The organism is Chromobacterium sp. HL1, from assembly GCF_057418835.1.
Window position 1 is genome coordinate 4,368,112 of record NZ_CP162399.1, and the last position, 22,738, is coordinate 4,390,849.

Below are 22,738 nucleotides of genomic sequence, written 5' to 3' on the forward strand. Positions count from 1 at the left end.
TTCCGTTCTCAACCAATGGCCGGATTTCCGGCCATTTTTTTTAGGCATTGGCGAACCGGTTCCAATTGCCATTGTCTATATCCTTCGCGCGCACGTCGCGCCTCCTTGCTCTTGCCCCCCGCTTCGGCGCCCCGCCGCGCTTAAAGCCTGCTCCACGTCTCAGACAAGGCGTTGAACAGCTTCTTAAGGCGTGTTTACGATCTCGCGAGCTAAGGCGGGACCAGACCTTGCGGCTGAGAAAGCGGAATGTACAGGGGGTACACGAGCATTTCGAAGGCGCACTCGCCGTGTGACGTCTCACGACGCTCAGCAGATCGTAAACAGGTTCTTAGGGGTCGCGGGATCCCGGGCCGATTCGTATAGTGATAGCACCCGTCTGTCGGCGCCCACGCCGCGGCTTGACTCCAATCCGTCAATAACAAGGAAAACAATGTCTCTGACCACCATTCCCCGCTGGACCGTCGCCGCCCCGCTTGTCGCCTGGGCCGCAATCGTGGCAGCGCCCACCTTTGCCGCCTCCGCGCTGTTCACCGCCTTGCTGGCCGTCTTGCTGGCCGGCACCGTCTTCGCCGCCGTCCATCACGCAGAAGTGGTGGCGCACAAGGTGGGCGAACCGTTCGGCACGCTGATCCTGGCGCTGGCGGTGACGGTGATCGAAGTGGCGCTGATCGTCTCCTTCATGCTGGCCGGCGGCGAAAGCAAGCTGGCGCTGGCGCGCGACACCATTTTTTCCGCCATCATGATCACCTGCAACGGCATCGTCGGCATCTGCCTGCTGCTGGGCGGCCTGCGCCATCGCGAACAGAACTTCCAGCTTAGCGGCGCCAAGGTGGCGCTGACCGTGCTGGCCGCCATCTCCGTGCTGGCGCTGGTCTTGCCCAATTACGGCACCAGCGAGCCCGGCCCGCTGCTGTCCTCCTCGCAACTGGCCTTCACCGGCGTGGTGTCGCTGGTGCTGTACGGCGCCTTCGTCTTTGTGCAGACCATACGCCACCGCGACTACTTCCTGCTGGAAGGCAGCCGCAGCGAGGACGAGCACGCGCCGCCGCCGTCCGTCAAAGTCACGCTGACCAGCCTGGCGCTGCTGCTGGTCTGCCTGGTGGGCGTGGTCAGCCTGGCCAAGCTGCTGTCGCCGTCGATCGAAGGCTTCGTGGCCGCCGCCGGCGCGCCGGCCGCCGTGGTGGGCATCATCATCGCCGCCCTGGTGCTGCTGCCGGAAGGCCTGGCCGCCGCCAACGCCGCGCGCGCGGACCGGGTGCAGACCAGCCTCAACCTGGCGCTGGGCTCGGCGCTGGCCTCCATCGGCCTGACCATTCCCACCGTGGCGATGATCTTCGTGGCGATGGGCGAGCCGCTGATCCTGGGCCTGGAAAACAAGGAAACCATCTTCCTGGTGCTGACCCTGCTGGTCAGCTCGATGTCGCTGGCGGTGGGCCGCACCACCATTTTGCAGGGCATCGTCCACCTGGTGATCTTCGCGTCCTTCGTGTTCTTCGCCATCAGCCCCTGAGCGCCTGCTGTACGCAAAACAAAACCGCCAACCGTTGCCGGCTGGCGGTTTTTTCATTGGCGGACCTGGTTCTCAGAACCGGTTCATGAGCTCGCGAGCTAAGGCGAGACAAAGCGAAAACGGCTGAGAAAGCGGAGTGTACACACGGTACATGAGCATTTCGAAGCCGGTACTCACCGTGTGACGCCTCACGACGCGCAGCAGATCGTAAACCGGTTCTCAGACCGACATCGCTTCCAGCACCTTGGCGCTGTCCACAATCTGCACGAACTTGACGATCTTGCCGTCCCGCAGCGTGTAAATGTGGGCGAAAGAGGCGACGAAGCCCTTGCCGGTGGCGCGGTAAACGCCGTGGTAGAAGCCCTGGGCGATCACATGCTCGCCGGCGTCGTAGAAGCTGTCCACCGCCGCGCGGTAGCCTTCCCACTCGCGGCCCAGCCGCTCGTGCACGTTCTTGACGATGGACTCCGCGCCGACATAGGTGCCGGCGTAAGGGAAGCCGGCGGCTTCGGTCCATTCCGCGTCCGGCGCCAGCGCGGCCAAGAGATTGCGGCCGTTGGCCTCGGAATCGCCTTCATAGGTGGCGCGGACGATGTCCACATTGCTCAGGTGGCCCTGGCCCGGGGTTTGATTAGCGTTCATGGTATTCCATCCAAAAATCGGTTTGCTCATGCCCTTCCTTCATTGCGGCAACACACAGCTGTCCGGCCCGCAAGCCAGCGTCTCCGCCGCGGCCGGCGCCGCGCTGGACGCGGCCTGGCTCAGGCGGGCGCGCCAAGCGTCCGGCCGGCCCAGATAAGCGCCCAGGTCCAGCACCGTCAGCCGGCCGTTTTCCTCCAGCGCCAGCGTGGGGAAGCCCTGGCCGCCCACTTGGGCCAACAGCCGGCGGCTTTCCTCGAAGTGGGCGTCGGTGGCCGAGCCTTCCAGGCGATGGTAAGCCGCGGCGAAAGCCTCCGTGTCCAGGCCGATGTCGGCGGCCAGTTCGGCCAGCACCGGGAATTCCGCGATACGGCGGCCTTCCACGAAGTGGGCGCGCTGGATGCGATGCAGCAGTTCCAGCCCGCCGCCGGCCGCTTCCTCCGCCGCCAGCACGGCGGTGGTGGGCGGCGCGGAATCCATCACCGCGCCGTGGTCCTTGAGCAGGCCGTCGAAATACGCTTCGCCGAAAGGCTGGCCGGAGACTTCCGCGATGCGGCGGTCGTGCGGCAGCACGAATTGGCGCCACTCAGGGCTGACCCGGCGGCGATTGGCGCCCACCATCATGCCGCCGCCGTGCAGCGCCACCGTCAGGCCCGGCACGCCGCGCGCGGCTTCCAGCAAGGGCGCGGCGCCGTAGCACCAGCCGCAGAGCGGATCGAAAATAGTGTGCAAAATAATGCCGGACATGGCGGTTTCCTTTCTTGCGCCGCCCGCGACGCGGGCGGCCATACATTCAAATCATCAGACGTAGAAAGCATCAAGGGCGGCAAACGAATCCTGAGGCAAGGCGCGCCGACGCCGGCTGTACATGGAGTACGGCAAGTCGGCGCCGCGCAGCATCAGGACTTCGCTGGCTGCCCTCAGAGCCTTATTGCGGCCACTTCATCTCGCCCTTGAGCACCTTGGCGCTCAGTTCCAGATCCGCTACGCCGTCCAGCTTCGGATAACGCTGCTTCATCGCCGTCACCAGCTCGGCCGAGTTCTTGGCCTTGGGCAGTTCCGCTTCCAGCGTTTTCAGGTAGTCGCTGGTGAACTTCACCGAAGCCAGGGTATGCGGCGCGTTGTTCAGGAAATGACCGGGCACCACGACCTTGGGCTTCAGCGCCTGCAGGTTTTTCAGCGACTTCTGCCAGTCGGCGCGGTCTTTCGGGGTTTGGGTGTCCGCGGTCCAGACATGCATATTGCCGTAGGTCAGCACGCCGCCCATCGCGGTCTTGATCGACGGCGCCCAGATATAGGTGCGGTCCGGAGTCGGGCCTTTCAGACCCATGACCTGCAGTTTCTGGCCGTCCACTTTCAGGGTGTCGCCCTGGATGGGTTCCGGCACGATCACGGTCTTGGGCGCGTTGTCCTTCAGGATCGGGCCCCAGTAGGCCATCTTGCCGTCCTTGGAAGCCTTGATCGCTTCAATGGTGGCGGCGGTGGCCAGCACCTTGGCGTCCGGGAAAGCGGCCTTGATCACATCCAGGCCAAAGTAGAAGTCCGGGTCCGGATGGGAGATGAACACCGTGGTCAGCTTCTTGCCGCTGGCCTTGACCTTGGCCACCAGAGCCTCGGCATCGTTGCGCTGGAACTGGGCGTCGATCAGCACGGCCTCGCTCTTGCCGGTGACCAGTTCCGAGGACACGGGGAACAGGCTCTTGGCGCCGGGGTTGTAGACATCGACTTTCAAAGCGTCGGCTTGGGCGAAGGCGGCGGACATCAACAGGGCGCCTGCTACAAAGCTGCCGGAAATGCGGTGTTGGATCATGATGGTTTCCATTTGGTGAATTTGAGATCGGTCGGCTTGGTAGCAAGCCTGATGTGAATCATAGATTGCTATTTTCGAATCAAAAACCGGATAATAAGCAATGGTTAGTTGCATGAATCGAGCGAATCATGGATAGGATCACCGCGGCGCAAGTGTTTGTGACCATTACCGAACGCGGCAGCCTGGTGGCCGCGGCGGATACGCTGGACATGTCGCGGGCGATGATCACCCGCTATCTGGCGGAAATGGAGGAATGGGCCGGCACCCGGCTCCTGCATCGCACCACGCGGCGGCTGAGCCTGACTCCGGCCGGGGAGGAGACGCTGGCGCGTTGCCGGCAGATGTTGGAAATCGCCGGGCAGATGCCGGCGGCCAACAGCGCGGACCCCGGTCAGCCGCAGGGCCTGCTGCGCATCAGCTGCGCGCAGTCTCTGGCGCAGGACGCGCTGGCGGCGGCGGTGACCGAGTTTCTGCGCCGCTATCCGCAAACCGCCATCGATCTGCAGATCAGCAACCGCGCGGTCAATCTGGTGGAAGAAAGAATCGATCTGGCCATCCGCATCACCAATGCGCTGGACCCCAGTCTGATCGCGCGGCCGCTGGCCAGTTGCGCGTCGGTGATCTGCGCCTCTCCCGCCTATCTGGCCGCCCACGGCGCGCCCAAGCGGCTGGAGGATTTGTCTCTACACAACTGTCTGACCTATTCCTATTTCGGCAAGAGCTTGTGGCGTTTCCAGCGTCACGGCGAGCAGTTGGCGGTGCCGGTCAGCGGCAATCTGAGCGCCAATGAGTCCATGGTCTTGTTGTCCGCCACCGCAGCCGGCGCGGGCATCGCCTTGCAGCCCTTGTATTCCGCCGCGCCGCTGATCGCCAGCGGTCAGTTGGTGGCTTTGTTGCCGGAGTACCAGCCGCAGGAGTTGGGCATTTACGGTATTTACGCTTCGCGCCGGCAGATGCCGGCCACCTTGCGGGCGATGCTGGATTTTCTGGTGGAGCGGTTCGCCAGCGATCCGGCCTGGCAGGCGCGTACCGCCGGGGGCTGAGGTCGGGTGGGGTGCTTGCTTCGGCTAGGTAAGGGGTTTGAATCCGCTGCGCGGATGATGGATTTGATTGCCGGGGCTGCCCGGCAGGCAGGAAGGGGAACAACTCGGCCAAATTCCCTATCACTGAGCAAATCAAAGATTCGCACGTAGACACCCCAAAGGCCGCCCTGCAAGCCTGGCCTGCGGCTTCCCGCCGGGGCCCGTCAGGCCCGAGGCGCGGCTGAACTCTCTACGTGCGAATCTCTGATTCGCTCAGTGATGGCGCGCTACCGTCGCGCTGCTCGAACAAGCAGCCGCTTAAAACCTCGGGCCTGCCACCCGACGGCAGGCTTGAAGGGACCAGGGGCGCGTCGGATACATGCTTTCTTTTAGGAAACAAGACTTATCCACAGATAAAAGCAATGGGCCAAGTTACCCACAAGAATGGCCCACTTCGCTAAACCACCCCTCTTAATTCAAAAAAGACCACCTCGTGTAGCGCCCAAGTGTCCCCTCGGGGCGCGCTCCGGGTTTCGCGTCCTGGGGGACGAGGGGGGCTGGAAGGGGGCGGCGGCCCGCCCCCTCCCCGTCTTATTCCCTCGTGACGCTGCGCTTGCCTCGCTCGGTCAGCAACGCTCAAGGCGCGGCCAGGTAATCCTGCAGGCATGCCTGCAAATGCTCGCGCAGCGCCGCCACCGCCGGCGACAGCATCAGACGATGCGGGATCACCAGACACAGCGGCGTGGCCTCGGTCTGCCAATCTTCCAACAGCGGCAGCAAACGGCCGGCGCGCAGATCGTCCAGCGCGTCCAAACGCGATTTATAAGCGATGCCCAAACCCTCCAGCGCCCAGCGCCGCACCACCTCGCCGTCGTCGCTCTGGCGGCGGCCGTCCACCGTCACCTGCTCCCGCAGCGGACCCTGGCTGAAACTCCAGCGCTCGTGCAAGGCCGCGCCCAACACCAGCCGCAGGCATTGATGGCGGCGCAGTTCCTGCGGCGATTGCGGCCGGCCGTGGCGCGCCAGATAGTCCGGCGACGCGCACAGCACCCGCCGGTTGTCCGGCGCCAGCGGCAGGGCCACCAGGCTGGAGTCTTCCGGCACGCCGTAGCGCAGAGCCACGTCCACCGGCTGCCGGTACAGATCCGCCACCCGGTCGCTGATCCGCAATTGCAGGCGCAGGCCGGCGTGCCGCTCCAGAAAGGCGTCCAGCCAGCCGCGCAGCCGGCTGCGCCCCAGGTCCGACGGCATGGACAGCGACAGCTCCCCGCTCAAAGCCTGACGCTGCAAGGCCAGCGCCTGGCCGCCGGCCTCCACCGCCTCCAGCGCGGCGCGCGCATGGGCCAGGTAGCGCTCTCCGGCCAGGGTCAGCCGCAGGCTGCGGGTGGAGCGCGCCAGCAATTGCGCGCCCACGGTTTTTTCCAGCCGCTTCAGCGCCGCGCTGGCCACCGCCGGGCTCAGATCCAGCTGGCGCGCGGCGGCGGACAGGCTGCCGTTGTCGGCGGCGCGGACGAATACCTGCAAATCTTCGAAACGGACCATGATCGTCAAAATTTTTTTGAAACTGAATCGAATTTTAGCCGGCTTTTCGTTGGGTCGAATAGGAATAGCATAAGCACCATCAAGACCGGGCCTTAGAACCTGTTCAAAGTCTGCTGCGCTTCGGCGATACGGCGTTGAAAACAAGCTCAAAATGCTCATGTACCACGTGTACATTCCGCTTTTTCGCTCGTTTTCGCCTTGTCTCGCTCTTGCTCGCAAGACTTTGAACAGACTCTTATCGGCCCACACGCTATGGAGCATACCAAGATGAAAGCCGTCGCCTATTACCAGAATCTGCCGATCGACCACCCGGAATCGCTGCAGGACGTGCAGCTGCCCGAGCCCGCCATCGGCGAGCACGACCTGTTGGTGGAGGTCAAAGCCGTTTCAGTGAACCCGGTGGACACCAAGGTGCGCGCCGGCGCGGCGCCGGAAGCCGGCCAGGCCAAGGTGCTGGGCTGGGACGCCGCCGGCGTGGTGCGCGCAGTGGGCGACAAGGTCAGCCTGTTTCAGCCCGGCGACAAGGTGTGGTACGCCGGCGCGCTGCACCGCCCCGGCGCCAATAGCGAATTGCACGCGGTGGACGAGCGCATCGTCGGCCGCATGCCGCACAGCCTGGACTTCGAACAGGCCGCCGCCCTGCCGCTGACCGCCATCACCGCCTGGGAACTGTTGTTCGACCGGCTGCAAGTGCTGGACAACCGCGCGCCCAGCGGCCGGAGCCTGCTGGTGGTGGGCGCGGCCGGAGGCGTCGGCTCCATCCTGGCGCAGCTGGCGCGCCAGCTGACCGGGTTGACCGTGATCGGCACCGCCTCGCGACCGGAAACCCAGGCCTGGGTCACGGAGCTGGGCGCTCACCATGTGATCGACCACCGCCTCCCGCTGAGCGAGGAGCTCAAGCGCATCGGCTACCCCAGCGTCGATTACGTGGCCAGCCTGAACCAGACCGACGCCCACTTCAAGGAGATCGCCGCCGCCATCGCGCCGCAGGGCAAGCTGGCGCTGATCGACGATCCGGCGGCCCTGGACGTGCGCGAGCTGAAGCGCAAGAGCGTGTCGCTGCACTGGGAGTTCATGTACACCCGTTCGCTGTTCGGCACCGACGATCAGATTGAGCAGCACCGCCTGCTGAACCGGCTGGCCGAGCTGGTGGACGCCGGCCTGATCCGCAGCACGGTGGCCGAGCGCTTCGGCCGCGTCGACGCCGCCAATCTGAAACGCGCCCACGCCTTGCTGGAGAGCAACCGGGCCAAGGGCAAGATCGTGCTCTCGGGTTTCTAAGAACCGGTTTGCGATCCGCTGCGCGTCGTGAAGCGTTGCACGGTGAGGACGAGCTCAAAATGCCCATGTACCACAAGTGCATTCCGCTTTTTCGCTCGTTTTCGCCTTGCCTCGCTCTCGCTCGCGAGAGCGTAAACGCCTTCTAAGAACCGATACACGCCATCGCGCCGGCGGCGGCGCCTCGCCGCCGGCCTCATGCCAGCGCGCTAAGCGTCGCCGTCCGTCGCCGAAATCGCTTCACAAGGCGCAGCCGGCGCGGAATAATGGCCTGCTGGCTGTCTTTAACAATCCGGGGAACGAGATCACGAATGCGCACGCTTTCGCCTCCGGCCCCGCCGCAGGCGACGCCGGCCGCGCAGCAGCGCCTGGCCCGTCCCGCCATTCCACCCTCCGTTCCCTCAGCCGGCCAGACCGGCGGCGCAAGCGCTCCCTGCCGCCAAACCTTTGCGTAATGGCCTATACCAAGCCTGAGGCCGAAGCGAAACCGGAGCCGCCGCCCGCGCAACAGAATACACAGGTTCAGAGACATAACCATGGCGCAAGGCGCAGCCGCGCCGCCATCTGTTGGGATACTCATATGCCTGATGCCAAATCATTGCGGAGCCAGCCGATACAGATCACCTTGCTGGACGATCACCTGATGGTGCTGAACAGCCTGGCCGGCCTCCTGGCCGATGAAACCGACTTGAACGTAACCGGACAGTTCACCAGCAGCGCGCCGCTGATTCAGCATCTGAAGCAGCACGACGGCATCGACGTCGTGGTCACCGACTACGCGCTCAGCCCCGGCGACATCGACGGCTTCAGCCTGATCCGCGGCCTGCGCCGGCGTTTCGCCCGCGTGCGCATCCTGGTGATGTCGGCCTATTACACCCCGGCCACGGTGGCGCTGGCGCTGCGCTGCGGCGCTCACGGCTTCATCGGCAAGGAGCAGAGCCTGGACGAACTGGTGGCCGCCATCCGCCTGCTGGCCGACGGCCACAGCTATCTGAGCCCGGACATGAGCGCCGCGCTGAACGAGAGCTGCGCCAACCTGCCGGCGCCGCAAAAAGCCATGTTGCGCAGCTTGCTGGACCATCCGGAGCTGTCCCCGCGCGAACGCGAGGTGCTGCGCTGCTGCCTGGACGGCATGACGGTCAGCGATATCGCCGTCAAGTTCTCGCGCAGCATCAAGACCATCAGCAATCAGAAGCAGTCCGCGCTGAAAAAGCTGGGCCTGCGCAGCGACAACGAGCTGTTCCAGCTGCAAAGCCGGCTGGCCAGCCACTGAAGCCATGCGCGCGCGCTCCTTTCTGCTCTCCTGTCTGCTGCCGGCCTTCTGCCTGTCCGGTCTGAGCCACGCCGGCTTCAAGCCGGCGGAACGCGCCTGGCTGGCCAAGCACCCGGTGGTACGCTACGCGATAGACCCCCACGGCTGGCCTATCGAATACATGGAGGACGGCGAGCACCGCGGCCTGACCCAGGCTTATCTGAACCGCATTTCCGAGATCAGCGGCCTGCGCTTCGAACTGGTGCCGGTGGCCAACCGCCAACAGGCGGTGGACATGATGCTGAGCGGCCGCATCGATCTGCTCACCGCGCTGTCCTCCGGCCTGATTCCGCCGGAGGTGGGCCGGCGCATCCGCTTCAGCGACCCCTATTTTTCCGGCAGCACCGTGCTGGTCACCCAGCCGGACAAGCCCATCGTGTTCAACACCTCCAAGCTGGCCAACAAGACCATCGCGGTGGAAAGCGGCGACCCTTACGAATACTTCCTGCGCGAAAACTTTCCCGCGGTGGACATCGTGGCCACGCCCACGCCGCTGGCGGCGCTGGACGCGGTGGCGGACGGCAAGGCCTACGCCGCGGTGGGGCTGGACGCGGTGATGCAGTCCGTGATCCGCCGCCGTTATTACGGCTCGCTGCGCATCGCCGGCAGCGTCAGCGAAATGCCCAGACTGGTGTCGATGGCGGTGAACAAGGACCAGCCGCAACTGCTGTCCATCATCAACGGCTCGCTGGCGCGGCTGACCGCGGACGACACCCAGCACATGCTGGAAGACTGGTTGCAGACCACCGACTACGGCGCGCCGTCCTGGCGCTCCATCGCCCGTTATTACGCGCTGGAGCTGTCCGGCGTCGGCCTGGTCCTGCTCTTGCTGCTGCTGTTCGCCCAGCGCGCCCACGCCGCGCGCCGCGCCGCCCAGCGCAGCGAGGCGGAGAAATCCACCTTTCTGGCGGTGATGAGCCATGAAATCCGCACGCCGATGAACGCGGTGCTGGCCTCGGTGGAGCTGCTGCGCCAGGCCGAGCTGCCGCCGCGCGAACGCGAGCTGGCGGCGCTGGCCAACGCCTCGGCGGTGAATTTGCTGGAGCTGCTGGACAATGTGCTGGACGTGTCCAAGCTCAACGCCAGGCGGCTGCGGCTGGAGCCGCTGGCCACCGACGCGGCGGCGCTGTCCAGCGGCGTGGCGGCGATCTACCGCGCCTGCGCGGAAAAGAAAGGGCTGGAACTGCGGCTGGAGCTGCTTGGCCTGTGCGGCCGCCTGCTGGTGCTGGACCCGGTGCGCCTGCGCCAGATCCTGAGCAATCTGCTCAGCAACGCGGTCAAGTTCACCCGCCAGGGCGAGGTGTGCCTGCGATTGGAACTACAGGAAATAGAGGAAGAGCGGGCGCTGCTCTGCGTCCAGGTCAGCGACACCGGCATCGGCATCGCGCCGGAACAGCAGGCCCGCTTGTTTCACGAATACGCGCAGGCGGACCATACCCAGCAACGCTACGGCGGCACCGGGCTGGGCTTGTTGATCTGCCGGCAACTGGTGGAGCTGATGTCCGGCCGCATCGCGCTGGACAGCCAGCCGGAACAGGGCACCACGGTGACCTTGTGGCTGCCGGTGCGCCATGCGCCGGCCGAGCCGGCTGCGGCCGCCGAGCCGGACGTCGCCAGCCCGCCGGCCGCCCTCAAGGAAGCCTGCGATCCCATCCTGGTGGTGGAGGACCAGCCGGCCAATCGCTTCATCATCGCCCAGCAGCTGTTGCAACTGGGCTACCGCGCGGTGACGGCGGACAACGGCGCCGCCGCGCTGGGCTTGCTGGATCAGGGCCAGCGCTTCGCCATGGCGCTGCTGGACTGCAATCTGCCCGGCATCAGCGGCTATCAACTGGCGCTGCGGCTACGCCGCCACCCGGCCTTGCAGTGGCAGCCCTATCTGCCCATCATCGCCATCTCGGCCACCACCGGCATAGAACACCAGCAGCGTTGCCTGGACAGCGGCATCGACAGCTGCCTGACCAAGCCCTTGCGGCTGGCCCAGCTGGAACAGATCATGACGCTGTGGCTGGATCACCGCCCCGGCCCGGCGCCGGCAGCGCCGGTCCCGCCCGACGGCGAGCTGACGCAGTTGCTAAGCCACAGCTGCGACGCCGACGCCGCCTCCTTGCGCCAGGCCTTGCAGGCGCGGGACTGGCCGCAGGCGGAACACTACGCGCACCGCCTGCACGGCGTGGCGCTCAGCGCCGGCCTGCCGCGCCTGCCGGCGCTGGCGGCGGACATGCAGACCGCGCTGCGCCAGCCGCAGCCGGACGCCGCCCGGCTGCAAGACCTGCTTCAGGCGCTGGAGGCGGCGCTGCCGCAAGCGGAGCCGAGCGGCGACTGAGCGAGGCGACCCGCCAGCTGCCGCTCCACCACCTGGCAGACATGGGCCACGGTCTTGATGTCGACGATGTCGTCGACGCCGATCTCGATGCCGAACTCATCGTTCAGCAAGAGCACCATGTCCAGCAGCTCCATCGAGTCCGCGTACAACTCGTCCACCAGCCGCGCCTGCGGCTGCAGCTTGGACTCCTCCACCGATAAACAGCAGGCCATCACCGCCACCACTTGTTGCTCAAGACTGATTGCCACGGTTGCGCTCCCGGATGCGGTTGGGATCGAGATGCAGGCCGTCGGTGGTCAGGGTGACGCCCGAAGACGAGCTCAAGGCTTCGCCGCGCCGCGCCTCCGCGGCCGCGTCTATGCTCAGCCCGCTGAGCAACGCCGTCACCAGCGGGTTGGCCGGCTTGCCGCGCGGCAATAGATTGGCCTCGCGGATCAAGGTGCGCGCGAAGCTGCTCAGCGCCTGGCGCTGTCGCTCCAAACCCGGATGCTCCGCCAGCACTTGCCGCAACTGCGCGGCATCGTCGCCCAGCGTGCCCGCCTTGCCGTCGGCGAAGTCCTTCAGCACGCCGCTCTGCTGGGTGCTGTTGCCCGGCAACACGCGGTTGCGCAGCGCTTCGAACTCGCGTCGTTGCGCGAAGGGCTGCGTCGCGTCGGGCTCCAAGGCGCCGCGCACCGCGCGGATCAGCTCGCTGCCGGCGTCCAGCGCGAAAGCGCGGCTACGCAGATAGGCCTGGGTCGGCAGCGTGTACAGATTGCCGTCGCGGAACTTGAGCCCGCCAAAACCGCCGCCGTCTCGTTCTGCCGTCGGAGCCGTAGCCTCCGCCGTCGGCGCGCGGCCAAGCTGAGACGCTTGTCCATTGGCCTCCGGTTCGCCGGCCGCGCTCTGGCCGGCGGCGGCGTTCAAGACTTGGGATAAGCCATCCGCCACCTGTCGCGCGGCTTGATGCAGACTCGAACCGGCATCGGCGGCCGGCGCGTCTCCGGCCGACAAGCGAACCGCCTGGTCCAACGGCGTGCTGGCCGCTTGCCGGATATCGACGCGTTCGGCCCGCAACTCGCCTTCCACGCGCCGGCCGGCCGCGGTGTCCAGCACCTGGGACAAGCCGTCGGCTACCTCGCGCGCGGCCTGATGCAGGCGAGAGCCGGCATCCGCCGCCGGCGTGTTGCGCGGCTGAAGACCCAAGCCGCTCAGAAACTCGCCCAACAAGGGATTGGCGCGTCCGCCCGGCGGCAGCAAATTGGTTTCCCGGATCAGGGTTTGCGCAAAACCGCCCAGCGCCTGGCGCTGACGCTCCAGGCCGGGGTGCTCGGCCAGCACCCCGCCCAGCCGGCGCGCGTCGGCGGCCAGCGCTTCCGGCGCGCCGTCGGCGAATTGCCGCAGCAAATCGTCCTGCTGCGCGCGGCCGCTGGGCAACATCCGGTTGCGCAAGGCTTCGAACTCGCGCCGTTGCGCGAAGGGCTGCGTCGCGTCGGGCTCCAGCGCGTCGCGCAGCGCCTTGATCAGTTCCCGGCCGGCGGCATGGCCGTCCAAGGTCGAATGAAAAATCTGGCTACGCAGATAGGCCTGGCTGGGCAGATTGCGTAGCGGGCCGCCACGGAAGGCCAGCCCGGCGAACTCCCCGCCTAGGCTGGCGGTTTGCGGCTGGGCTGCCGCGTCGAGCTGCGCCTGACGCGCCGTCGCCTCCAACTTGCCCGCTTGCGCCGCGCCGGGAATGGGCGTCGCCAGCGTTTCTTCGCCCAAGGCCGTGTTCATCAGCTCGGACATGGCCGTCGACACCTGGCTGGCCGCGTCGCGCAAAGCCTGGCCGGCATCGGTCTGCGTGCCCTGTTCCACGCCGGACGGCACGCCGCCGAGAGTCGCGGACTGCGGCGTGGCCGGCTGGCTGAGCCGCGCCTGACGCGCCGTCGCCTCCAGCTTGCCCGCCTGCGCCGCGCCGGGCGTGGGCGCCGTCAGCGTTTCCTCGCCCAGCGCCGTGCCCATCAGCTCGGACATCGCCTCCATCACCTGGCTGGCCGCGTGATGCAAAGTCTGGCCGCCATCGGTCTGCGTGCCCTGCTCAACGCCGGACGGCGCGCCTCCCAAGATTGCGGATTGCGGTGCGACCGGCTGGCTGATCCGCGCCTGACGCGCGGTCGCTTCCAGTTTGCCCGCCTGCGCCGAACCGGCCGTGGGCGCCGGCAGCGTTTCTTCGCCCAGCGCCGTGTTCATCAGCTCGGACAAGGCGCCCGTTACCTGGCTGGCCGCGTCCAGCAAGGGATGGCGCGTTTCCAACAAGGTAGCCTGCTGCGGCTTGGGCAAGTCCTGGCTGCGGGCGACTTGCGGCGCCGGCATGCGCAAGGACGTCACCAGGCGCGAGGGCGCTCCGCCATGATGGCGGTTGCCCTTGTTCACATCGCCCAGATACATGTCGCCGCGCTTGTCCCAACGCCGGTTGTCCTGACGATTGTCCTGACGATTATCGTTATTGGTGGTGTAGTAGTTATTCACCACCATCGGCTGCTGCGCGCCCCCCGGCTCGGTCGGGCCTGGTTGAGGGCCCGGGCCGGGATCGGGCTGACCATCGCGGGCGGGGTCCGGTTGTTGCGGGCCTTTCGGGTCTTGCCCCAGCCCCTCCAGCACACTGCGCAGCAATTGCGGCAGGATGGCGACGGTGTCGAGGTCGCGCGCCTGCCGGCCCAGGCTCGGGCCGCTCAGCCCCAGCATCTCGCCGCGGCTCTGGCGCAACGCGTCGAAGGCCAGCTTCGCCGCGCTGTCCACCAGTTCCATCACCTTCTCGCCGGTAGCGGTGTCCAATGAGCGCCCCAGCTGGGTCTCGACATAGGACAGGATGAAGGTGCTGACCTCGCGCTGCATGAAGTCGTTGCCCAGCTTCATGGTGTCGCCGCCGCAATGCTGGTGCGCCAACAAGGCCAGCTTGTGCTCCAGCTGATTGCGCAGCTGGTATTGCTTATTGGTGCTCTGGGTCCACGGACCGAAGGCGGATTTGGCGCCCAGGCCGTCTTTCAGGACCCTAGCGGTGTAGTGCTGCGCCAGATCGTCCAGAGATTTGGCATCCTGCGGGCTCAGGTCCGGCTGCTGCTTCAACTGCGCGTAAACCTTGGCGAACTCCGCAATTTCCAATTGGGCGTAGACATTGGGCGAAGCCAGGTAGAGCTTGTCCAGCGCCTTGGCGTCCGTCGAGGCGGCGAACAAGGCCGCCACGCTGTCTCGGGTGTGCTGGGCCTTGAAGCTGGCCGGATCCATCAGCGAGTGGCGACGCGCCGGCGTGGCGGCGCTGCTGCGCCCGCCGTTGAAACGCTCGGAGAGCGGGGTGGCCGGCCGCCGCGACGCGTCCGCCGGCATGGACAGGGAGCGCGTCAGAAGGGGGGATGCTCCGCTAATGGGCATGGTGTGGTTCTCCTTAGCCTTATAGAGCGGCTAATAGAAGTCGGTTTTACGGCTGAGGCAAGGCGCGCCGACGGTAGCCGTCATACGGCAAATCGGCGCGCGGCGCCGCGGGAGTTTTGTCAGCCGCGCTTAACCTTGCAGGAAGGACTTGGCGGTTTCCGTGCAGCTGCTGATGGTGCTGCTGAGCACCTTGACCAGATTGTCGAACAGCGAGTTGGCGTTGCTGTATTTCTGGGTCAGCGTCTGCAAGGTGTTCTTCAGGTTTTCCTCCTGCGCCTTGAAGCCGGACTGCCAGGACTGGAATTTGGCATTGTCCATTTCCACCTTCTGCCCTTGCGACGGCACCTTGTTGCCCGCCAGCCCTTCCAGCGCCTTCATCATTTTATCCACTGGACCGGTGTCGATGACCACCACATACCTGCCTGAACCCTTGGGTTGTTCCTTCACACATTCCTTGGGCAAGCCCAATTCCGCGGCCCATTTTTCCGCTTCTTCCTTGGCCTTCTCTGGCGTATCGGCGGTACTGGCAAACAACTCCGTGTTCTCGTATTTCTCCTTCAATGTCTTCAGCTCGGCATACAGATCGCCCACATTCAAAGTGACTTTGTCGCCCTTGTCGTTGGATGAAATCCAACCGGCCATCTTGGCCAAGATGTCGCTGAACTCCTGGTAGAACTCGATGTATTTGCCCACCACGTTCTCATACACGCCCAGATAGCCGTCCTTGATGTTGCCGATGGAGTTGCCGATCAGCTCCCACAGTTCGCGGTCGGAAATCACACCGCCTGAGGCGTCCCGGGCCGCGTTCAGCATCGGCGCGGCAAACTCCCGCGCCGTCGGCGAAATGTCGGCGACTTCCTTCTCGATACCGTCGAGCAGCTGCTGCTTTTGCTGCGGCGTCATCACATAGCCGCTTTCTCCCACGCTCTTCAGCGCGCCAACGAACTGTTGGGTTGCCAGGGTCTGCATGTCGCGGGCCTCGTCCAAGGCCCGCGTCAGCGCGCCGCGCTGGAATGCCACGCGCTCGGCCGGCGGCTGCTCGCCGCCGGAGATCGCCGCCTGCCAGCGCTGGTCCGCCAGCTTGTTTTCATAGGTGGTCTGTCCTTCGATGACGCGACGGACGGTTTCGTTGACCTGACGCAGCGCGTCGGCCTTGTTCTGAGCGGTATTGAGCGCGGACAGCTCCGGTCCTTGCGGCGCGGCGGAGCGGATTTCGGCAGCGACGCCGCCGACATCGGCGCGCGGCGCGGCGGCCGGGGTTTCCGTCATTTGCGGCCGCGTCAGCGGCAAGGAGGATGTGGTTTGAATGCCGTTCATGGGAATTCCCCTGCATGGCCAGCGCCGAGGCAGGCGCCAAGGCGCTGGCGGGATGAATGGTGTGGAAGGCCGGCCCGGCCGGGATGGCCGGGCCGGCGGACGGCGCCTGGGATGGCTCCGCCCGGTTCCGGGCTAGCGGATCAGGCGCGAATATTGCCGGCTACCGCGCCCATGGCCGCGTTCTTGGATTGGCTGATGCTGTCCAAGGTGCGCAGCAGCTCCTGGATGAAGCTGTCGGACTTGCGGCTGCTCTCGCGGGTTTCCTCGGAGGCGGTATTGGCCACCCGGCTGGAAGCCTGGCTGATCTGCTGCTCGGACTGCTCCAGCGTGGCCGCGTAGCGGCCGGAGCCGCCGGCGATATTGCTGGCCGCGGACGAGCTGTCCATGATGGCCCGGCCGGTGGTTTTCTTGGCCTCGGCCTTGAGCTTGGTGTCGTCCATGGCCAGTTGTTCCGCCTGTCCCTTCACCGACAAGTTCTCGCCGGCGCCGCCCAGCGCGGTTTCATGCTCCTTGGACAAACGCTGCTTGCTGGACTGCAGGTCGATCTTGTCGCCGGCCATGCCGTCGGCCACGCTGCCGGCGGCGTTGGACTGCGCGTTCAAGTCGCCCGCGCCCGGCTTGGCCGCGCCCGGCTGCTGCGGCTTCAGGCCCACCTGCTTCAGGCTGTCGGCGTCGGTGCCCAGCTTGACGGTGTTCTGGCGGCCCAGCGCGGACTGGATATTGCGGCCCTCATCGCCCAGCTTGGCCAGCTTGGGCGCGTTGTTCTTCAGCGCGCCGCGCTCGGCGCTCAAGCCGCTCAGGTTCTTCTTGGCGCCGACGCCGGTGATGGCCATCTGGCCCACGCCCTGGGCGATGCTGCTGGACAGGTTGGCCACGCCCTCGCGCACCATGGAGGCGGCGGTGGCTTTGGTGGCGTCGAAGCCTACCAGCGACAGCTTGCTGCTCAGCGTGTTGTCGGCGGTGCGCAGCGCCGACATCAAGACAATGGCGGCCACCATCAGCGCCGCGCCGTTGGGCGCCATGCCGCTGATGTCGAAGGGCTTGCCTTGCTCGGCCTGCTCCTTGACCTTGTCGTCCACCAGCTTGCTGACGCCGGACTCGACCTTCTGATACACCGCGCCCAGATCCTGGACGAAAGCCGGGTCCTGGGCTTTTTCGCTCAGGTAGCTCTTCAGCGCGTCGGTCACCTGCTTGCTCACCTCGGCGGACGGCGGACGCAGTTGCGGCCCGCTCATCGCCTCGGCCAGCGCCTTGCCGTCGCGGCCGGCGCTGTTCAGGATGGGCAGGATGTCCTTGATGTCCACCAAGGACTTGGCGACAGGGGATTTTTCAGCCGCGCCGGATTCAAGCGCCGCCGGAAACGGATTGTGGGTGGAAACACTGCCGATAATAGTTGCCATAATATTCTCTCCTAACTCAAGCGTGACTCTGACGCAGCACGAAACGGCCGGCTTCGGCGTTCTGCTGCAACGCGGAAGACATCATCGTGGTCAGGTCTTGGGTAACTTTCTGGGTGCTGGCGAAGACTTCCACCGCCTGCTTCAGCCATTGTTCGATCTGCTCCATCGCGGCGCGCGCCAGGGTGAAGTCGGCCAGCATATCGCTGGCGTTCTTCATGAACACGCCCTGCGCCACATTGCCGCCGGCCTGAGAGGTGGCTTGCGCCACTTCCCCGCCCACCACCACGCGGTTGAGGGTGTTGGCCATCAGTTGCTTGGAGGCGGCGTCGGTGCGCAGGCCCAGGCTGTTGGCCAGGCGCTGGAAGCCCTGGGTCAACATCTTGCTGCCGTTCTTGGCCAGTTCCTTCAGCACATTGGGCACCATCTTCTTGATGGCGTCGCCCATCAGCTTGCTGAGCGCGCCGCCCAGCTTGCTGGCGGCGCCCTTGCCCACCACGGCCACCACCACCATCACCGCGACCATGGCCACCGCGGCCAGCACCGCGCCGATGATGGAGCCGGCCAGCTCGGCGGTCTTCTTGTCCACCCCCATGCTTTCCAGCGCCTTGGTAATGGCTTTGCCTATCAGGTCCATCAAGGGTTTGAGCACCTTGTCCATCAAGGGCTTCAACGCCTCTTCCATGAAAGACACCCCGGTGGTGGCCTTGACCACCTCGTCCGCCACCATCAGCGCGACGCCCACCGCGGCCAGCGCCAGGCTGGCGCCGCCGGTGAATGCTGCGGCCACGACGCTGATCACCGTCAGCACCGCGCCTAGAATCTTGCCAATGCACCCCATGGTGCGATTGAGTTCTTCCGCCTTGCGCACTTCTTCCTGGTACTCGGCGGATTTTTTGTCCATTTCCTTCTGGCGGCCTTCCTGCATGGCCTGGAACAATGCCAGATCGCTTTTCAGGCTTTCTTCGCTGTTTTTGCCCACCATCTCGACGAACATCGCCATCAACATGGTCAGCTTGGCCACATTGGACAGGTTGTCCTCGCCGGTTTTGCGCGCGACATCGCCGCCCACATTGGCGCCTTGCACCTTGCCGGCCAGATCATCGGCGATCTTGCCCTTTTCCACCGCCACCACGCGGGCCTTTTCCGCCACCTCGAACGCCTTGTCGGCTTTCTGCTTGGCTTGCGCGGCTTCGCCGGAGGCTTGCTGGCTGGCGGCCTGGGCGTCGGCGTAACCCGGATCGTCCGGCGACATGCCGTTCAGCTTGGCCAGGGCCGCATCGGCTTTCTTCTGGGCGGCGTCCGCGGCCTGTTTGGCGCTGTCGTAGTTGCCCACCGCGTCTTTCAACGCCTCGGTGGCTTCGCTCGCCGCCTTGAACGCGTCCTGGAACTCTTTGGACAGTTTCTCGCCCATCGCCACTTGCGCTTCCATCATCGCGCGCCAGGTGGCGATGCGGCTTTCCAGCTGCGACAGCGAGACATTGCCCAGCAAGGACATCAACTGTCCCAGCAGCAGCGTCAGCTTGCCCGCGCCGTCCAGCTCTTCCTTGGCCTTGGCCGTGGGCTGGGTCAGCGGCGGCGTGTTCAAGTCGCTGCGCGGCTTGGCGGCGCCGGCGTCGTCGCTGACGCGCATCGTGAACAGCGCTTGCGCCGACTTCTGCGCGGCGTCGACGAATTTCTCGCTCGCCTGGGTGTTACCCGATAGCGCTTTCGCCAGCTTGGCACTGTCAAGATTGAAGCTTTGACCGATAGTGTTACCGCTCATGCTTGCTCCTTTTCCTGCTGACGGGATTGCTCGGCCTCCGTCTCCTGCAAACTGTCCAGATACACTTGGGCCTTGGCGCGCAGCGACTCGTCGTCGCTTTGTTCGCACACCAGCTCGAAACACTGCCTGGCCTTGGCCGCCTTGCGCATGAACAGCTGGCACTGCCCGGTGAAGAACACCGGCCGGTAGTCGTTCTTGCTCAGGGCGAAGGCCACCGCGTACAGATCGGCGGCCTTCTGGAACTGTTTCTTGAGCTGGCACACGGCGGCCAGCCCCATGATGTAGTCGGGGTTGTAGAAGTCGTAGATGCACAGAAAGCGGAAGAAGGTTTCCGCCTCGTCGAGCCTTCCCTTGTTGTAAAAATCGTAAGCGTGGGCGTACAGGCCTTCCATCATGTCCGGCGGAATGCCGTGCACGTCTTTCAGGGTGGCGCCCGCGCTTACCGCTTCCCAGACCATCTCTGCCAGGCGGTCGTCGCTGACACTGTCTTCAGGGTTCATCAAACTTCTCCTAGTCGCTGTCACCAACCCGGCAGAGCTGGCTAGAGACGACGGTTGTCTTGGGTGTGAAATGACCGTCGTCGCTGTCATTTAACAGCGGTCGGCGGGGGGAAACATTCAGGAATCGCTCATGGCGACGGCGCATCGGCTATCCGGGCGTGTTCAATATGGCCTTACGGGTTTTGAGGCCGCCGCCGCGCGGGGGAAGATTGGCGTTGCCGGGCTGGATGGGCCTGAGAACCTGTGTACGATCTTTCGTCCGCGCTTTGAAACACGGTTTGATACACAGGAAGCCGCGTATCCGACGCGCCCCTGGTCCCTTCAAGCCTGCCGTCGGGAGGCAGGCCCGAGGTCTTAAGCGGCTGACCTGTTTGAGCGATTTGACGTTAGCAAATCGCGAGTTCAGCCGCGCCTCGGGCCTGACGGGACCCGGCGGGAAGCCGTAGGCCAGGCTTGCAGGGCGGCCTTTGGGGTGAAGGGGAATTTGGCCGAGCAAATTCCCCTTCCTGCCCGCCGGGCAGCCCCGGCAATCAAAATCATCATCCGCGCAGCGGATTCAATGCCTTGGGTCATGATCCCTCTCGAAAAGATCGTGAACAGGCTCTTAGCGGCGCGTCTATGCGCTCAGCCCTCCTGGTCGTTTTGTTTATCCACAGAGGCGGGCTTGGCGGCGGATTTATCCACAACCGGCCCGGCGGCGTTCGCGTCCTTCCCCTGTTGCTCCGCCGCTAGCCTCGATGGCTCCGGCTCCGGCTCCGGCTCCGACGCCTGCGCTCCGGCGTTTTCCACCTGCTCCAGCCACATCAGCAAGCGCAGCACTTCCTCCACCTCGTCCAGGCTGACCAGGGAATAACGGCGGTGGCTGGCGAAAATGCGCCGCGCCAGCGGGATGTCGCGCACCACCGGCACGCCCACTTTTTCCGCATAGGCCCGCACCGCCAGCGCGCGCTGATTGGTCTCCATCACCGAGATGAAGGGGATGGGCAGCAGCTCGGGCTTGAAATAGATGCCGACGGCGATATGGGTGGGGTTGGCCACGATCAGGCGCGAGTTTTCGATGTCGGACTTCACCTGCTCGGACAGGATCTCCATATGCGCCTCGCGGCGGCGAGACTTGATCTCCGGATTGCCCTCCTGCTCCTTCATCTCGCGTTTGACCTCCTGCTTGTCCATCTTCATATCCTTCATGAACAGGAAGTACTCGGCGATGGCGTCCAGCACCAGCACCGCCACGATGCAGCCCAGGCAGGTCAACACCAGCGCCAGCAGCAGTTCGCGCCAGATCGCCGCCATGCCTATGGGGTCGCCGTTGAGCTGGGCGAACAGCAGGGCCTTGTGCTTGTGCCACAGCACCAGCACCGCCACCACGAAACTGGCCAGGTAAAGCAAGGCCTTCACCGCCTCCTTCACCGTGCGCAGGCTGAACAGCTTCTTGAAGCCGTTGACCGGGTTCAAGGCCTCCAGATTGAGCTTCAAGGCCTCGCTGGCCAGCACAAAGCCGCTTTGCAGCAGGGAGGGCAAGGCGGAGGCGACGATGCACAGCAGAAAGATGGGCAGCAAGAGCTTGATGCCCAGCCAGGCCACCGCCTGGGCGTAGCCCTGCATGTCCTGCTGGAAGCCGCCGGCGATCACCTGGCGGAAAGCGCCCATCAGTTCCACCAGCGAGCCGAAGGACACCAGATAGGCGACGCCGCACAGGGTCAGGCAGGCCACCACCAGATCGCGGCTCTTGAAGGACTGGCCTTTCTTGGCCGCGTCCTGCAAGCGCTTGCGCGTGGGTTGTTCGGTCTTGTTCGACATCTCAGCGCACCGGCGCGCTCAGCCAGCCGGGCAGCGCCGTCGGCGGGAAGGCCAGCCGCATCACCGTGTCGGGCAACACCGGGCCGAAATACATCAACATGATCAGCAAGGCCGCCGCGCTCTTCACCGTCAGCGACACCGCGAAGGCGTTCATCTGCGGCGCGAAACGCGACAGCAGGCCCAGCACCACCTCGGACAGCAGCAAGGCCGCCACCACCGGGCTGGCCAGCACCACCGCCTTGCTGATCACCTGATTGAGCAGGCTCAGCGTCGGCTGCAAGGCCGGCGCGCACACGCCCAGCGGGTCGCACAGCTGATAGCTCTGACGGAACAGGTCCAGCATCAGGCTCATGCCGCCACCTTGCAGATAGACCGCGGCGGCGAACAGATTGAACATATTGGCCAATTCCGAAGTGTCCACGCCGTTGGCCGGGTCTATGCTGCTGCTCAGCGTCGCGCCGCGCTGGTTGTCTATGATGCTGCCCAGCGCGTGAAACACCCAGAACGGCCAGGCCAGCAGGCAGCCCAACAACAGGCCCACCGCAGCCTCGCGCGCGATCAGCGCGATAAAGGGCAGCGCCTGAAAGGCCGGCAGCGCCTCCACCGGATGCGGCCACAGCCCCAGCGCCACCAGCATGGTGGCCGAGGTGCGCACCACGCCGCTGAGCACATTGCTGTTCAGGAAGGGCAGGATGAAGAACACCGGCGCCACGCGGGCGAAGCCGAGCGCGGCCGAGGCCACCCAGCCGTGGATCTCGAAGAACAGGCCGAACTGCATCCGTCTCAGCCCCGGGCCAGCGCCATGCGCATCACCTCCCGGCCAAAGCCGAGCAGGGTTTCGCCGTACCAGCCGGACAGCAGGAACAGGCACAGGCTGACGCCGAACAGCTTGATGCCGAAGGGCAGCGTCTGCTCCTGCAACTGGGTCACGGTCTGGAACAGGCCCACCAGCAGGCCGATGGCGGTGGCCACGATGATGGGCCAGGCCGACATCAGCAGCACCAGGTACAGCGCCTTGTTGCCGGCGAACACCAGATCATTCATAGCAAAACTCCAAAATTGAGGCGGACGGCATGGGCAGCAAAACCGAGCGCAGCGCCATGCCGTGGCGGGACGGTTTGCTCCGCCCG

General features: G+C 65.4%; 18 protein-coding genes. 5 read left to right on the forward strand and 13 right to left on the reverse strand.

From position 1 onward, the window contains the following. Nucleotides 1–430 precede the first annotated feature (430 nt). Nucleotides 431–1,510, forward strand: a complete 1,080-nt coding sequence (locus AB1Z25_RS19915) for a calcium:cation antiporter (protein ID WP_107800807.1) — start codon at nt 431–433, stop codon at nt 1,508–1,510. 219 nt (nt 1,511–1,729) lie between these two features. Here AB1Z25_RS19915 and AB1Z25_RS19920 read toward each other — a convergent pair whose 3' ends face one another. The 3 genes from AB1Z25_RS19920 to AB1Z25_RS19930 all read right to left on the reverse strand — a co-directional run bounded on the left by AB1Z25_RS19920 (nt 1,730) and on the right by AB1Z25_RS19930 (nt 3,959). Then, nucleotides 1,730–2,152 carry a nuclear transport factor 2 family protein gene (locus AB1Z25_RS19920; RefSeq protein ID WP_227105369.1) on the reverse strand — a complete coding sequence of 141 codons (423 nt, stop codon included), beginning with the start codon at nt 2,150–2,152 and terminating at the stop codon, nt 1,730–1,732. 39 nt (nt 2,153–2,191) lie between these two features. After that, complete coding sequence (locus AB1Z25_RS19925; RefSeq protein WP_486636013.1) at nt 2,192–2,896, reverse strand: DsbA family protein; 705 nt, start codon at nt 2,894–2,896, stop codon at nt 2,192–2,194. 181 nt (nt 2,897–3,077) lie between these two features. Beyond that, nucleotides 3,078–3,959, reverse strand: a complete 882-nt coding sequence (locus AB1Z25_RS19930) for an MBL fold metallo-hydrolase (RefSeq protein WP_107802004.1) — start codon at nt 3,957–3,959, stop codon at nt 3,078–3,080. A gap of 128 nt (nt 3,960–4,087) precedes the next feature. On the opposite strand from AB1Z25_RS19930, the gene AB1Z25_RS19935 reads away from it, so the two are divergent. Next, nucleotides 4,088–5,002, forward strand: coding sequence for a LysR family transcriptional regulator (locus tag AB1Z25_RS19935; protein ID WP_107800809.1), 915 nt, complete (start codon nt 4,088–4,090; stop codon nt 5,000–5,002). A gap of 615 nt (nt 5,003–5,617) precedes the next feature. On the opposite strand, the gene AB1Z25_RS19940 is transcribed toward AB1Z25_RS19935, so the two are convergent. Next, the gene (locus AB1Z25_RS19940) at nt 5,618–6,523 is read right to left on the reverse strand and encodes a LysR family transcriptional regulator (RefSeq protein WP_107801872.1); all 906 of its coding nucleotides are present in this window, start codon (nt 6,521–6,523) and stop codon (nt 5,618–5,620) included. A gap of 267 nt (nt 6,524–6,790) precedes the next feature. Here AB1Z25_RS19940 and AB1Z25_RS19945 point away from each other — a divergent pair, with 267 nt between their 5' ends. The 3 genes from AB1Z25_RS19945 (at nt 6,791) to AB1Z25_RS19955 (ending at nt 11,439) form a co-directional block, all read left to right on the forward strand. Beyond that, complete coding sequence (locus AB1Z25_RS19945; RefSeq protein ID WP_486636014.1) at nt 6,791–7,804, forward strand: zinc-binding alcohol dehydrogenase family protein; 1,014 nt, start codon at nt 6,791–6,793, stop codon at nt 7,802–7,804. A 577-nt stretch (nt 7,805–8,381) separates the two neighbouring features. Continuing rightward, a complete protein-coding gene (locus AB1Z25_RS19950; RefSeq protein ID WP_486636015.1) occupies nt 8,382–9,074 on the forward strand; it encodes a response regulator in 693 nt (230 codons plus the stop codon). A 4-nt stretch (nt 9,075–9,078) separates the two neighbouring features. Continuing rightward, nucleotides 9,079–11,439 (forward strand): ATP-binding protein, encoded by a 2,361-nt coding sequence (locus AB1Z25_RS19955; protein ID WP_486636016.1) that lies wholly within the window; start codon nt 9,079–9,081, stop codon nt 11,437–11,439. On the opposite strand, the gene AB1Z25_RS19960 is transcribed toward AB1Z25_RS19955, so the two are convergent. From AB1Z25_RS19960 to AB1Z25_RS20000, 9 genes are all read right to left on the reverse strand, one after another. Beyond that, entirely contained in the window at nt 11,391–11,687 is a 297-nt protein-coding gene (locus AB1Z25_RS19960; protein WP_227105378.1) for an acyl carrier protein, read from the reverse strand. The two genes, AB1Z25_RS19955 and AB1Z25_RS19960, sit on opposite strands and share 49 nt — an antisense overlap. After that, the gene (locus AB1Z25_RS19965; protein ID WP_486636017.1) at nt 11,671–14,829 is read right to left on the reverse strand and encodes a hypothetical protein; all 3,159 of its coding nucleotides are present in this window, start codon (nt 14,827–14,829) and stop codon (nt 11,671–11,673) included. Before AB1Z25_RS19965 ends, AB1Z25_RS19960 begins: the two co-directional genes overlap by 17 nt. 129 nt (nt 14,830–14,958) lie before the next feature. After that, nucleotides 14,959–16,146, reverse strand: coding sequence for a type III secretion system needle tip protein SctA (gene sctA / locus AB1Z25_RS19970; protein WP_486636018.1), 1,188 nt, complete (start codon nt 16,144–16,146; stop codon nt 14,959–14,961). A gap of 140 nt (nt 16,147–16,286) precedes the next feature. Then, nucleotides 16,287–17,546, reverse strand: a complete 1,260-nt coding sequence (locus tag AB1Z25_RS19975) for an IpaC/SipC family type III secretion system effector (protein WP_486636019.1) — start codon at nt 17,544–17,546, stop codon at nt 16,287–16,289. A 16-nt stretch (nt 17,547–17,562) separates the two neighbouring features. Then, nucleotides 17,563–19,308: a type III secretion system needle tip complex protein gene (locus tag AB1Z25_RS19980; protein WP_486636020.1), complete on the reverse strand. Its 1,746-nt coding sequence runs from the start codon at nt 19,306–19,308 to the stop codon at nt 17,563–17,565. After that, a complete protein-coding gene (gene sicA / locus AB1Z25_RS19985) occupies nt 19,305–19,808 on the reverse strand; it encodes a type III secretion system translocator chaperone SicA (RefSeq protein WP_019103389.1) in 504 nt (167 codons plus the stop codon). The genes AB1Z25_RS19980 and sicA overlap by 4 nt, the downstream gene beginning before the upstream one ends. 624 nt (nt 19,809–20,432) lie before the next feature. Next, nucleotides 20,433–21,608: an EscU/YscU/HrcU family type III secretion system export apparatus switch protein gene (locus tag AB1Z25_RS19990; RefSeq protein ID WP_486636021.1), complete on the reverse strand. Its 1,176-nt coding sequence runs from the start codon at nt 21,606–21,608 to the stop codon at nt 20,433–20,435. Between the two features lies 1 nt (nt 21,609). Then, entirely contained in the window at nt 21,610–22,386 is a 777-nt protein-coding gene (sctT, locus tag AB1Z25_RS19995; RefSeq protein WP_235086041.1) for a type III secretion system export apparatus subunit SctT, read from the reverse strand. Nucleotides 22,387–22,391: 5 nt separating this feature from the next. After that, complete coding sequence (locus AB1Z25_RS20000; protein ID WP_019104573.1) at nt 22,392–22,652, reverse strand: EscS/YscS/HrcS family type III secretion system export apparatus protein; 261 nt, start codon at nt 22,650–22,652, stop codon at nt 22,392–22,394. Between the last annotated feature and the right edge of the window lie 86 nt (nt 22,653–22,738).